Genomic DNA, 11,023 nt, shown 5'->3' on the forward strand with positions numbered 1-11,023 from the left:
GCGGGACGTGCCCCGGCGGGCGGCGCGTTCCCGGGCGCGGCCACGCAGGATCAGTCCGTATGCCGCCGGCGCGTAGCGTAACGGCTCCGGCAGACGCCGGTGCACCGCGCCGACCACCCGGGCGAACCGGCGGAACGCCCGCTCGTCCCGGGTGGTCCAGCCGATCCCGAGCCGCTGCCGTAGCACCGGGGGTAGGGCGCCGACCGTGGTGAACCGGACGAGTCGTCCCGCCGGTCCGATCGCCGCCCGCCACAACGGTTCGGGCAGCAGCCGGGTCGGTCGCCTCGGGTGGGTCAGCGCCTCGAGCACGTCCGTCGTGCTGTCGTTGGCCTCCAGGGTCTCCCGGACCGTCCGGTCGAAGACCTCTTCCGCCTCGGCCCAGGTCGCGGACATGTGATGGGACTTCAGGCCCAGCGCCAAGCCGATCGCGCGGAACTCGGCCCACAGGGTCTCCCGCTCGTCGGCGTCCATCGGGGGGCCGAACGTGTCGGCGGTGTCGACCAGGTAGCGCGCCAGTGTCAGGTGCACCCAGGCGTAGGCCCCGGGGTTGAGCGCGTGGTAGCGGCGCCCCGCGTCGTCGACGCCCTTGATGTCGCGGTGGACGTCGATGAGCCTGCGTCCTTCGGCGTCGGCACCACCGCCCATGCCGTAGACGAACCGCAGGGTCGACAGGTGCGTGTCCCACGCCCGTTTCCACGGCTTGCGCCGGAACTCGGAGTGGTCGCGGACTCCCGCACCGACCACCGGGTGTGCCACCTGCAGCAGCAGGCCCGTGCCCGCGAGGAAGACACCGGGTGCGACGCCGAACCGTCTCCAGCTGACCGCGCCGGGGCCGGGCAGCGACTCCGTGCAGGTCGGGTCCTGGTGCGTCATGCGACCCTCCGCTCTTCGCGCCGGTGCGAATGCTGATTAACCATGTCGGCTCGTCGCAGGGGTTGTCAAGACCACCGGTCGCGCCCGAGTAGAGTCGTTTCACCAGGTGTGAGCCGGGTTCACCCACCGCGGAGGGCGAGGATGTCCGAACGAAGTGCCCGCGAACGGATGCGGGACAGTTCCCGGATCGACCGCAAATGGCAGATTGCCACGATCGCCGCGGAGCTGTTCTGCAGGCGGGGGTACTACACCGTCGGACTCACCGAGATCGCCGCCGAGGCGGGCATCACCGGACCCGCCGTGTACAAGCACTTCCCGAGCAAGCAGGCGATCCTGGCGCACGTGGCCGAGGAGGTCTCCGGACGGCTGGACGAACTGGTCGCCACCGCGCGGTCGGCGACCGGGACACCGTCCGAGCAGCTCGACGCGCTGATCCGCGGCTGCGCGCGCCTGGTCGTGGAACGTCGGGGCAGCGTCGCGCTGTACCAACGGGAGAGTCGCTATCTCGCACCGGCCGAACACGCGCGGTTCACCGGGGCGATCGAGGCGGTGCTCGGTGTGGTCGCCGACCGGCTCGCGGCGACCCGCCCTGACCTGTCCGAACAGGACGCCGTCGTGATCGCCTCAGCCGCGTGCAGCGCGATCGCCAGCCTCGGGGTGCACCGCATCCCGGTGTCCGCGCGGACCGCGGCGGACGGGCTTCGGGAGATCGCCGACCGTGTCCTGGCGACGGAGCTCCCGCCGCCGACCACGGAGATGCCCGCCGTCCGGGAGGCGGCGCGGGGAAAGTTCCTGTCCCGACGGGAACGCCTGCTCGTGGCCGCGCCCCGGCCACTGCGGGAACGGGGTTTCCACGGGGTGACGATGGAGGATCTGGGCGCCGCCGCGGGGATCGGCGCGTCCGGTGTGTACCGGCACTTCCGCGGCAAGGCGGACCTGCTCGCGGCCGTGTACTACCGCGCCACCGACCGGCTCGCCGTCACCACGGGGGAGGCGATCGAGGGTGCCGCCGACGCGGACGAGGCACTGCGCGCGCTGATCCGGGCCTATGTGGACTTCGCGCTGCGCAACAGCGACCTGGCCGCGGTGTATCTGACCGAGTCGGAGAACCTGCCCGACGACGACCGGCACGCGCTGCGCCGGGCCCAGCGTGACCACATCGACCAGTGGGTGCGCCTGGTCGCCGCCCGGCGGGGCGGGCCCCGGTCGACCCGGGTGCGGCTGGCCGTGCACGCGGCGCTGAACATCGTGCACGATCAGGCGATGGGCCGGGAGCGGATCGCGAGCCCGGAACAGGTGGCCGCGTTGGCCGCCGCGGCGTTGCCGTCCTGAGCGGGACCGCCCCTCCGTGGGCATGCGGCCCGGTGCGCGAGCGGCCCGGTGTCACATCAGTGGCGCACCCCGGCGCAACCTGCGGCGCAGGTCCCACAGGTAGAGGTTGTACGGGAACTCGCGCAGCGGCCGGGGCAGGTGCAGCACCGTCGTGCCGATCAGCCGCATGAGCCGGTCGAAGCGCCGTTGCCGGCGTGGTGACCAGTCCAGCCGCATCTGCTCCCGGAACTCCGGCGGGAGGAACCCGGTGGTGACGAACTCGTTGAACCGTCCGAACAGCAGGCTCACCGGGCGGGGGAACATGCGCAGCCGGGCGATGCCGAGCAGGTGCTCGCGGACGGTGTCGTCGATGTCGATCGCGGACAGCGAGTCCTTCCAGTAGCGCTCGAAGGCGGCGCGGTCCACGGGCCACATGTCGGGGCGAACCTGCAGCGTGGTCCCGAGAGCGGCCGAGTGCCGGTAGAGCTCGTCGGTGGTGTCCGGGTCCGGTTCGCCCACGAACGCCCGGTAGACGTCCTCGACCCCCTTGTAGAGGCAGGCGGCCACCCACAGTTGCAGGTGCGGGTCCATCGCGTGGTAGCGGACCGGACTCGACGGGCCGGACCGGACGTGCCGGTGTCGGCGGTCGACCGCACGCCGGTACGCGGCACGCTCCTCGTCGGTGCCGAGCATGGCGACGGCGAGGTAGGTCAGGGTGGTCCGGGTGCGCTTGACCGGGTGCTTGTAGATGTTCCCACTGTCCACTGTGCTCTCGACGACGCCGTACCCGACCGCGGGCAACGCGAGCTGCATGATCACGTTCGCCCCGCCGGCGAGCAGACCCGCTCCGATGACCGTCTTCTGTCGGATCTCCGGACTCGTGCGTGTGGCGCTCACGGTGTCTCCTCCCCACGGGGCCGCGGCCCTGATCTGAATACGACCGTTGGCAGATAGTGGACCGTGGTGCGCACGGGACTGTCAAGGGCGGGGTGTCAGGATGGGGGGATGGAACGGACCTCCCTGCGCACCTACGGCGGCGTCGCCGGGGCGGACCGACAGGCCGGGCGGCGTGCCCGGTTCCTCGAGGCCGGACTGGAACTGCTGGGCGCGGCGGAGGGGGACCGCGGACTGTCGGTGCGGGGCGTGTGCCGGCAGGCGGGCCTGGCCACCCGCTACTTCTACGAGAGCTTCGCCGACCGGGACGCGCTGGTGGCCGCCGTGTACGACGACGTGGTCGCCACGATCGCCGAGCGGACCCTGGAGTCGGTGCGGGCCGCGGAGGGTGCCGAGGCGAAGGTGCGCGCGGGTCTGGGCACGCTGGTGCGGCGGATCGCCGAGGACCCGCGTCGCGGGCACCTGCTGTTCGCACCCTCCCTGGACGACGCGGTGGTGGCCCGCCGCCGGGTCGCCTCCACGCGCATGTTCGTCCGGTTGCTCGTGGGACAGGCGCGGGAGTTCTACGGCCTGCCCACTCCGGACGCCACCGGTCCCATCGCCGACGCGGGTGCCACCGACGCGGTTGCCACCGACGTGGGTGCCAGCGACGCGACGGCCCTCGACCTCACCGCCGAACTGCTCGTCGGCGGCCTGGCCCAGGTGCTGTCGTCCTGGCTCACGGGCGCACTGGCGATGACCGAGCAGGAGGTCGTCGACCGCTGCACCACCCTGTTCCTCCGCGTCGCGACCCCGGACTGACCCGCGAGTCGACGCTCCAGTCCCGCGAGTCGACGCTCCAGTCCCGCGAGTCGACGCTCACGGACCGCGAGTCGACAGTCGCGGCCCGTGGCCCGACGCCCGGTGACGCCGAGTCGGCGCCCGGGGCCCGTCCGTAATGCCGAACCTCCCCGCGAGCCGGTTGTCAAATTCGCGTGTTGACCCGCCCTGACGTGGGGATCCGGGTATCGGGAGCCGATGATCGTGGACGGTGTTTCACCCCTTTCGGAGTACTTGACGCCGCCCCGGTGCCGTCTCACACTGTTGTGTATATCACAACGCGATGCGCATAGCGCAACAACTTCAGCGACAACTCTGTCCTTCCCGTGATCTTCGTCCGCGGAACTCCGGGCGCGAATCGAGGTGCCCCCATGGCTGATGTCATCCACCCCACGTTCGACAACACCGCCACCGCACCGGCCACGCCGACGCTCACCGCCACCGGCGGTGTCGTCGAGACCCCGGCCGTGATGCTCTACACCAGGCTGCGCAAGTCCCCGTACTTCTGGAAGTCGCGGGAGCGGGGCGTGGCCGCCTACAGCGTCTACAACCACACCTATCACCCCCGGCACTACGGCGACCCGGTCGGCGAGTACTGGTCCCTGCTGCACGGGGTGACGGTCTGGGACGTCGGCGTCGAGCGCCAGCTCGAGATCTCCGGGCCCGACGCGTTCGACTTCACCAACATGCTGATCCCGCGCGACCTCACCAAGTGCGAGGTCGGCCAGTGCAAGTACGTCTTCGTCACCGCCCCGGACGGCGGCATCATCAACGACCCCGTGCTGCTGCGGCTGGAGGAGAACCGGTTCTGGCTCTCGCTGGCCGACAGCGACGTCGGGCTGTGGGCGCAGGGCCTGGCCCACGCGGGCGGCTGGAACGTCGAGCTCCGCGAGGCCGACGTCGCACCGCTGCAGATCCAGGGCCCCCGGGCGAAGCAGGTGATGACCGACCTGTTCGGCGCCGACATCCTGGACGTGCCGTACTACCGGCTGCGCGAGTTCGAGCTGGACGGGATGCGCGTGGTGGTCAGCCGCACCGGCTACTCCGGCGAGGTCGGCTACGAGATCTACCTGCACGACGCCTCCCGCGACGCGGGCCGGTTGTGGGACGCCGTCTGGGAGGCGGGCGAGCCGCACGGCCTGCGCCCGATCGGTCCGTGCCACATCCGCCGGATCGAGGCGGGGATGCTCGCCTACGGCTGCGACATCACCCTGGACACCAACCCGCTGGAGGTCGGCTACGACTACCACTGGATGGTGGATCTGGACCAGGAGGCCGACTTCGTCGGCAAGGAGGCCCTGCGGCGGGCGCGGGAGACCGGCATCAGCAGGCTGATGGTCGGCGTGGAGATCGGCGGCAGGCCGCTCGGCAGCTACAACGACGGGTCGATGATCGAGCCGTTCCCGGTGTACTCCGCGGGGACCACCCCGGTGGGGTCGGTGACCAGCGCCTGCTACTCGCCCCGGCTGGACCGCAACATCGGACTCGCCATGGTGCCGATCGGGCTCAGCACCGCGGGCACCGAACTCACCGTCGGCACGCCGGACGGGGCGCGCGGCGCCCTGGTCGTCGAGAAGCCGTTCATCGATCCCCGCAAGGAGACGCCGAAGCTCTGAGCAGCGACGGCGGAAAGGGGTGCCGGCCATGCTACGGCGTCAGGAGCCCGGCGGGCGGGCGACCGAGGGCCTTCGGGCCCTCGGTCCCGCGCTCGACCGCGTGCGTTACGAGGTACTGCCCCTGACCGGGGTGCTGGAGCAGACGGCGATGTTGCCGGAGCGGGCGGTCGTCACCGTCACGTCGTCGCCGTCGAAGGACATCGAGGCGACCCTCGAGGTCTGCGAGAAGCTCACCGCCCAACGGCTGCACGCGGTGCCGCACCTGGCGGCACGGCAGCTCCGGGACGCCGGGCATCTGCGGGAGGTCCTCGACCGCATCGAGGGGGCCGACATCCGCGAGGTGTTCGTCGTCGGGGGCGACGTCTCCGACACCGGGGGCGCCTTCCCCGACGGGCTGGCACTGCTGCGGGCGATGACCGAGGCGGGCAGGCGGCCCGCCCGGGTGGGGGTGCCGTCCTATCCGGAGGGACACCCGTCGATCCCGGACGAGGCGTTGTGGCGGGCCCTGCGGGACAAGCAGGACTTCGCCGACTACACGGTCACGCAGATGTGCTTCGACGCCACGGCCGTGTGCCGGTTCATCGGCCGCGCCCGCGAGCACGGCATCACCCTCCCGGTCGTGGTCGGGCTGCCGGGTGCGGTCGAGGTGGGCAAGCTGCTCACCGTGGGGGCGCGCATCGGCGTCGGCGACTCGCTGCGGTTCGTCCGCGCCAACCGCTCCACGCTCGGCAGACTGGCCCGTCCCCGCAACCACCGGCCCGGGGACCTGCTGGCCCGGCTGGGCACCCGCGGCCGCGACGAGGGGTGCGACGTGGCCGGGCTGCACTTCTACACCTTCAACAGAGTCGGTGCGACCGCGCGGTGGGTCGGCACGACCCGCAGGCGGGTCGAGTGAGAAAGGGCGGAACAACATGCCGTCGAACCTGGAGATCTCGCGCGGCGCGGTGCGCAAACCGCTGACCGACGTCGCCGCCGACATGGGCCTCGGGCCCGACCTCGTCGAACCGTACGGCACCACCGCGGCCAAACTCTCCCTGGACGCCGTCGGTGCGCTGGCGGACCGGCCGAGGGCGAAGTACGTGGTGGTCTCCTCGATCACCCCCACACCGCTGGGGGAGGGCAAGACCACCACCACCGTCGGGCTCGGCCAGGGCTTCGGCCACCTCGGCAAGCGGGGTGTGGTCGCCATCCGCCAGTCCTCGATGGGGCCGACCTTCGGCATCAAGGGGGGCGCCGCGGGCGGCGGCTACTCCCAGGTGGTGCCGATGGAGTCGATGAACCTGCACCTGACCGGGGACCTGCACGCCGTCGGCGCGGCACACAACCTGCTCTCGGCGATGGTGGACAACCACCTGCACAAGGGCAACGCACTCGACCTCGACCCGTTCGCGATCACCTGGCGCCGGGTGCTGGACGTCAACGACCGGGACCTGCGGCAGATCGTCACCGGGCTCGGCGGCAGGCAGGACGGCATCCCGCGGCAGACGGGCTTCGACATCACCGCCGCCAGCGAGGTCATGGCGGTACTGGCGCTGTCCACCTCGTTGCGGGACCTGCGGCAGCGGCTCGGCCGCATCGTCGTCGGCTACGACCGCTCCGGCGAACCCGTCACGGCCGAACAGCTCCGGGCGGCCGGCGCCATGTGCGTGCAGCTGCGCGAGGCGCTCAAGCCGAACCTGATGCAGACCGTGGAGCAGACACCGGTGCTGGTCCACTGCGGACCGTTCGGCAACATCGCGCACGGCAACTCCTCGGTGCTGGCCGACCTCATCGGCATCCGCGGCGGGGACTACCTCGTCACCGAGGCCGGATTCGGCGCCGACATGGGCGCCGAGCGGTTCTTCAACATCAAGTGCCGCGCCTCGGGGCTGGTGCCCGACGCGGCCGTCGTGGTGGTCACCGTGCGCGCCCTCAAGGCGCACTCCGGTCGGCACCGGGTGGTGGCCGGGAAACCGCTGCCGGAGGAGATGCTCGCCGAGAACCCGGACGACGTCCGCGCGGGTGCGGCGAACCTGCGCAGACAGCTGGCCAACATCGCCGCGCACGGCGTGCCCGCCGTCGTGGCGGTGAACGCCTTCGACACCGACTTCGACAGCGAGCACCGGGCCATCCTGGACATCGCCGCCGAGGAGGGTGTGCACGGCGCGGTCAGCACGCACGTGGCCGAGGGCGGCAAGGGCGCGGCGGAACTGGCCGAGGCGGTGGCCGCCGCGTGCGACCGGCCGTCGGGGTTCACGCACCTGTACCCGGACGAGATGCCGCTGGTCGACAAGATCGACACGGTCGCGCGCCGGATGTACGGCGCCGACGGCATCGACCTCTCCCCGACGGCCAGCAGGCAGCTCGACAGCTACACCCGTTGCGGGTTCGGCTCGCTGCCCGTGTGCATCGCCAAGACGCACCTGTCGCTGTCCGACGACCCCTCCCGCAAGGGCGCGCCGACCGGCTGGCGGCTGCCGGTGCGGGAGGTCCGCGCCTCGGCCGGGGCCGGGTTCGTGTACCCGATCTGCGGCGAGATGCGCACCATGCCCGGCCTGTCGTCGTACCCGGCGGCCGAGAACATCGACATCGACGACGCCGGCCGGGTGGTGGGGCTGGCGTGACGAAGGAGGGATCGAGATGACCGACCTACCGGCGCGCGCCGACGTCGTCGTCATCGGAGCCGGCATCGTCGGCAACTCGGTGAGCTACCACCTCGCGGAGGCGGGATGGCGCAACATCGTGCTCGTGGACAAGGGGCCGCTGCCGGACCCCGGCGGCTCCACCGGGCACGCGTCCAACTTCATCTTCCCGGTGGACCACTCCAAGGAGATCACCGCGCTGACGCTGGACTCGATGCGCCAGTACGAGAAGCTCGGCACGCTGACCACCTGCGGCGGGGTGGAGATCGCCCGCACTCCGGAACGGGTGGAGGAACTGCGGCGCAGGATGGCCTCGGCCACCGCGTGGGGTGTGGAGTCCGAACTGGTCGACGCCGACCGGGTGGCCCGGCTGGTGCCGTTCGTGAACCGGGACCTGATCCTGGCCGGGTTCCACACCCCGTCGGTCGCCGTGGTCGACCCGTTGCAGACCGGGGCGCTGATGCGGCAGCAGGCCCTCGCGCAGGGGGCGCTGACCGTGCTGCCGAACACCGAGATCACCGGCGTGCACGTCGAGGACGGCCACATCCGGGGCGTGTCCACCGACGCCGGGGACATCGTCACCGACACGGTGGTGCTCGCCTGCGGCGTGTGGAGCCCGAAGATCGGGGCCATGGCGGGCGCGCGCATCCCGCTGACCCCGGCGGTGCACCAGATGATCGACGTGGGGCCGATCCCGGAACTGGCCGAGACCCACACCGAGATCGCCTACCCGATCGTGCGGGACATGGACGCGATGATGTACGAGCGGCAGAGCGGGGCGGACCTGGAGGTCGGCTCGTACGCCCACCGCCCGATCCTGCACCGCGCCGAGGAGATCCCGTCGATCGCCTCCGCCGCGCTGTCGCCGACCCAGCTGCCGTTCACCCAGGAGGACTTCGACCCGCAGCTGGAGGACGCGCTGGAGCTGTTCGGGTCCGTCCTGGACAACCGGGAGGCCGGGGTGCGGCACGCGATCAACGGGCTGCTGTCGATGACCCCGGACGGGGCCCCGGTGCTGGGCGAGACCCCCGAGGTGGCCGGGCTCTGGTCGGCCGCCGCGGTCTGGATCAAGGAAGGCCCCGGCGTCGGGCGGGTGCTGGCCGAGTGGATGACGCACGGCACCACCGAGGTCGACCTGCACGGCGCCGACATCGCGCGGTTCTACCCGCACCAGCGCACCCAGGACGTCGTGCGCGCCCGCGCCGACGAGGGATTCAACAAGATCTACGGCATCGTCCACCCGCGCGAACAGTGGAACTCGGCCCGCGGCAGGCGGTTGTCCCCGTTCCACGCGCGCGAGGTCGCGCGCGGGGCCGAGTTCTTCGAGGTCGGCGGGTGGGAACGGCCGCACTGGTACGAGTCGAACCGGCCGCTGCTGGACGAGTTCGGCGCGCAGGTGCAGCACCGCGCCCACGAGTGGGACGCGCGCTGGTGGTCCCCGATCACCGACGCCGAACACCTGGCGATGCGCCAACGCTGCGCGATGATCGACCTGTCCGCGTTCGCGCAGTTCGACGTCCGCGGACCCCGGGCCCGTGACTGGCTCCAGCACATGGTGCTCGCCCAGGTGGACCGCCCGGTCGGCCGGCTGATCTACACGCCCGTGCTCACCCCGGACGGCGGCTTCCGCAGCGACCTGACGGTGGCACGGCTGGCGACCGACCACTACCGGGTGATCACCGGCGGCGCGGACGGTGCCCGGGACCTGTTCTGGTTCACCCGGCACCTGCCCGACGACGGCTCCGCCACCCTCACCGACGTCACCTCGGCGGTGTGCACGCTCGGCCTGTGGGGGCCGCGGGCGCGGGACGTGCTCGCCACGGTCACCGACGACGACGTCTCGCACGAGGGCTTCCCGTTCGGCACGGCCAAGTCGATCGTCGTGGGCGGGGTGCCGGTGCTGGCGCTGCGGGTCTCCTACGTCGGCGAACTCGGCTGGGAGCTGCACGCCCCGTTCGAGCAGGGCGCCCGGCTGTGGGACGTGCTCGCCGAGGCGGGGCAGCCGCACGGACTCGTGCCCGCCGGGATCGGCGTCTACGGCACCACCGGGCGGCTGGAGAAGGGCTACCGGCTGATGGGCGCCGAACTGGACGCCGAGCACGACCCGGTGGAGGCGGGACTCGCCCTGCCGAAGGTCAAGTCCGCCGACTTCATCGGCAAGGAGGCCTACCTGCGTGCCCGGGAGGACCAGCCGGCCGCGCTGCTGTGCAGTCTGCTGATGGGCCCGCCGGAGACCCACACCGACCCGTCGGGCGTGGTCCGCTACCCGCAGGGCGGCGAGCCGGTGGTCACCCCGGAGGGCGAGCGGATCGTCGACCGCAAGGGCCGCGGCTCGTACGTCACCAGCGCCGGGGCCGCCCCGTCGCTGGGGACCCACCTGCTGATGGCGTACCTGCCGCCGACGGTCGCCGTGGAGGGCACCGAACTCGGTGTCCGCTACATGGAACAGCGGTACCCGGTGACCGTGGCCCGGGTGGGCCGCACCCCGCTGTTCGACCCGGACGACACACGCATGAAGTCGTGAGCGAAGGCAGGTGTGGGATGGACGTGCTGGTCTGCGTCAAACGGGTGCCGGCCTTCGGTGCGAAGGTGCCGCTGCAGGGCGACGGCACGGTCGACACCCGGCACCTCGGCTTCACCCTCGGCCCGCACGAGGAGTGCGCCGTGGAGGAGGCCGTGCGCCTCGTCTCGGCGCACGGCGGCACCGCCACGGTGCTGGCCGTCGGGCCGCCGGAGACCGAGGAGCAGGTGCGCTACGCCCTGGCGATGGGCGCCGACCGCGGGGTGCTGGTCGACACCGGCCGGGACGACACCGACCCCGAGGCCACCGCCGAGGCGATCGTGCGGGCGGTGGCCGACCTCGCCGACGGGGCGGGGGTGCCCGACGGG

Annotated in this window: 9 protein-coding genes; 7 read left to right on the forward strand and 2 right to left on the reverse strand. The window is 72.0% G+C overall.

The window, feature by feature from the left end; genetic code table 11:
* On the reverse strand, positions 1-873 hold an 873-nt coding region (locus tag ACTIR_RS22730), incomplete at its 3' end, for an oxygenase MpaB family protein (RefSeq protein WP_026454264.1).
* A gap of 141 nt (positions 874-1,014) precedes the next feature.
* Here ACTIR_RS22730 and ACTIR_RS0110635 point away from each other — a divergent pair.
* Positions 1,015-2,205, forward strand: coding sequence for a TetR/AcrR family transcriptional regulator (locus ACTIR_RS0110635; protein WP_026454265.1), 1,191 nt, complete (start codon positions 1,015-1,017; stop codon positions 2,203-2,205).
* A gap of 51 nt (positions 2,206-2,256) precedes the next feature.
* Here ACTIR_RS0110635 and ACTIR_RS0110640 read toward each other — a convergent pair whose 3' ends face one another.
* A complete protein-coding gene (locus ACTIR_RS0110640) occupies positions 2,257-3,081 on the reverse strand; it encodes an oxygenase MpaB family protein (protein ID WP_034239345.1) in 825 nt (274 codons plus the stop codon).
* Positions 3,082-3,189: 108 nt separating this feature from the next.
* Here ACTIR_RS0110640 and ACTIR_RS0110645 point away from each other — a divergent pair, with 108 nt between their 5' ends.
* The 6 genes from ACTIR_RS0110645 to ACTIR_RS0110670 all read left to right on the forward strand — a co-directional run.
* Complete coding sequence (locus ACTIR_RS0110645) at positions 3,190-3,879, forward strand: TetR/AcrR family transcriptional regulator (RefSeq protein WP_026454267.1); 690 nt, start codon at positions 3,190-3,192, stop codon at positions 3,877-3,879.
* Between the two features lie 389 nt (positions 3,880-4,268).
* Positions 4,269-5,513 (forward strand): glycine cleavage T C-terminal barrel domain-containing protein, encoded by a 1,245-nt coding sequence (locus ACTIR_RS0110650; protein WP_026454268.1) that lies wholly within the window; start codon positions 4,269-4,271, stop codon positions 5,511-5,513.
* A gap of 28 nt (positions 5,514-5,541) precedes the next feature.
* Entirely contained in the window at positions 5,542-6,408 is an 867-nt protein-coding gene (locus ACTIR_RS0110655) for a methylenetetrahydrofolate reductase (protein WP_034239419.1), read from the forward strand.
* A gap of 16 nt (positions 6,409-6,424) precedes the next feature.
* The gene (locus ACTIR_RS0110660; RefSeq protein WP_026454270.1) at positions 6,425-8,116 is read left to right on the forward strand and encodes a formate--tetrahydrofolate ligase; all 1,692 of its coding nucleotides are present in this window, start codon (positions 6,425-6,427) and stop codon (positions 8,114-8,116) included.
* Between the two features lie 16 nt (positions 8,117-8,132).
* Positions 8,133-10,658, forward strand: a complete 2,526-nt coding sequence (locus tag ACTIR_RS0110665) for a GcvT family protein (protein WP_026454271.1) — start codon at positions 8,133-8,135, stop codon at positions 10,656-10,658.
* The coding region (locus tag ACTIR_RS0110670; protein ID WP_411431323.1) for an electron transfer flavoprotein subunit beta/FixA family protein at positions 10,655-11,023 on the forward strand (369 nt) is incomplete at its 3' end. The genes ACTIR_RS0110665 and ACTIR_RS0110670, both read left to right, overlap by 4 nt.

This window comes from Saccharomonospora iraqiensis subsp. iraqiensis, from assembly GCF_000430445.1.
Classification (GTDB): domain Bacteria; phylum Actinomycetota; class Actinomycetes; order Mycobacteriales; family Pseudonocardiaceae; genus Saccharomonospora; species Saccharomonospora iraqiensis.

Coding starts and splice junctions, on each gene's coding strand:
- ACTIR_RS0110635 (WP_026454265.1), top strand. CDS start 1,015: ATGTCCGAACGAAGTGCCCGCGAACGGATGCGGGACAGTTCCCGGATC.
- ACTIR_RS0110645 (WP_026454267.1), top strand. CDS start 3,190: ATGGAACGGACCTCCCTGCGCACCTACGGCGGCGTCGCCGGGGCGGAC.
- ACTIR_RS0110650 (WP_026454268.1), top strand. CDS start 4,269: ATGGCTGATGTCATCCACCCCACGTTCGACAACACCGCCACCGCACCG.
- ACTIR_RS0110655 (WP_034239419.1), top strand. CDS start 5,542: ATGCTACGGCGTCAGGAGCCCGGCGGGCGGGCGACCGAGGGCCTTCGG.
- ACTIR_RS0110660 (WP_026454270.1), top strand. CDS start 6,425: ATGCCGTCGAACCTGGAGATCTCGCGCGGCGCGGTGCGCAAACCGCTG.
- ACTIR_RS0110665 (WP_026454271.1), top strand. CDS start 8,133: ATGACCGACCTACCGGCGCGCGCCGACGTCGTCGTCATCGGAGCCGGC.